Source organism: Komagataeibacter kakiaceti JCM 25156 (assembly GCF_000613305.1).
On the sequence record NZ_BAIO01000453.1, the window covers coordinates 1 to 1,904 of the forward strand.

Genomic DNA, 1,904 nt, shown 5'->3' on the forward strand with positions numbered 1-1,904 from the left:
GCAGCGGGAAATACCGGTGCAGACCACGCTTCCCAACGGGTTGCGGGTCGTGATCGTGCCCGACCGCCTGGCCCCCGTTGTCAGCACCGAGATCAGCTACCTTGCGGGCTCGGCCGCCGCCCCCGCAGGTTTTCCCGGCACGGCGCACGCACTGGAGCACATGATGTTCCGGGGCAGCCAGGGGCTGGACCGTGACCAGATGGCCGCCATCGGGGCCAGGCTGGGCGGCAGCTACAATGCCGATACCACGGAAAACGTGACGCAGTTCTTCTATACCGCGCCAGCCGAAAATCTGGATGTGCTGCTGCATATCGAAGCCCTGCGCATGAAGGGGCTGACACTGGCGGCCGAGGACTGGGCCCATGAACGCGGCGCGATCGAACAGGAAGTCTCCCGCGATCTGTCCAGCCCCGGCTATGTCTACCTGGCCCGGCTGCAATCCATCCTGTTCGCGGGCACGCCCTATGACCATGACGCGCTGGGCACGCGCGCGTCCTTTGACCGGACCGACACGGCCATGCTGCGCCGTTTCTATCGGGACTGGTACGCGCCCAACAACGCGATCCTGGTCATAACCGGCGCGGTGGACCCCACCGCAACGCTGGATATGGTCCGCGCGGCCTTTGGCTCCATTCCGGCCCGCAGGCTCCCGCCCCGGCCTGAAATCCACCCCGGCCCCGTCCATGCGCAGACCCTGCGTTTTCCGACCGATTATCCGGTCGGGCTGGTGGCCATCGCCAGCCGCATGCCGGGCCAGAACAGCCATGATTACGCCGCCGCGCGCATACTGGCCGATGTCCTGTCCAGCCAGCGCGGCGCATTGTACGAACTGGTGCCGCAGGGGCGCGCCCTGCTGGCCAGCTTCGATTTCGTGACCAAGGCGGATGCGGGCATCGGTATCGCCATCGCCGCGTTCCCCAATGGCGGCTCCCCCGCCCCGCTACAGGCGCGCATGAAGGAAATCCTGCGCACGCTGCGCGAAAATGGCGTGCCGTCCGACCTGGTCGAAGCCGCGAAGCGCAAGGAACTGGCCCAGCTTGGCTTTGCCGCCAACAGCATTTCGGGGCTGGCGGAAAGCTGGTCGGAAGCACAGGCCGTCATGGGCCTGCAATCCCCGGATGATGAAGCCACCGCCTTCGCCACCGTGACACCGGAAGATGTCAACCGCCTGGCGCGGCAGGTGCTGGACCCCCAGCAGTCCATCACCGCCATCCTGACCCCGCGTGATGGTGGCCATCCAGTCACGGACAAGGGGTTTGGCGGCTCAGAATCCTTTGCCAGCGCGCCGGACCATCCGGTCGCCCTGCCACAATGGGCCAATGACAGCCTGCTTGCGCTCCATCCCCCGGTACCAGTGGGCACGCCCGCCACCTTCACGCTTCCCAACGGGCTGCGGCTGATCGTACGCCCGGCTTCGGTCAGCCATACCATCAACCTGTACGGCACGATCCGCCAGAACGAGGACATGCAGGAGCCGCCGGGCAAGGAAGGCATTGCCGATATTACCGATGAACTGTTCCGTTACGGCAGCACCACCCATGACCGGATCGGGCTGCAAAAGGCGTTTGACGATATTGCCGCCACCGAAAGTGCCGGGGCGGATTTCAGCCTGAGCGTGCTGACCCCCGATTTCGCACGCGGGCTGGACCTGCTGGCGGAAAATGAACTGCATCCCGCCCTGCCCGAATCCGCGTTCAGGATCGTGCGCGCCAATACCGCCGCATCCGTGTCCGGGCTGCTGCATTCGCCCGATTATCTGTTCACGCGCGCGGTGCAGGCCGCCGTCTCGCCCCCGGGCGACCCGTCGCTGCGCCAGCCCGATCCGGCACGGATCATGAAACTGAGCTGGGCGGACTGCCGGGCCTTCTGGGCGGCGGCCTACCGGCCTGATCTGACGACAATCG

Annotated in this window: 1 protein-coding gene; it reads left to right on the forward strand. The window is 66.2% G+C overall.

All coding sequences use genetic code 11. From position 1 onward, the window contains the following. Window positions 1–16: 16 nt before the first annotated feature. The coding region (locus JCM25156_RS15170; protein WP_025813748.1) for a M16 family metallopeptidase at window positions 17–1,904 on the forward strand (1,888 nt) is incomplete at its 3' end.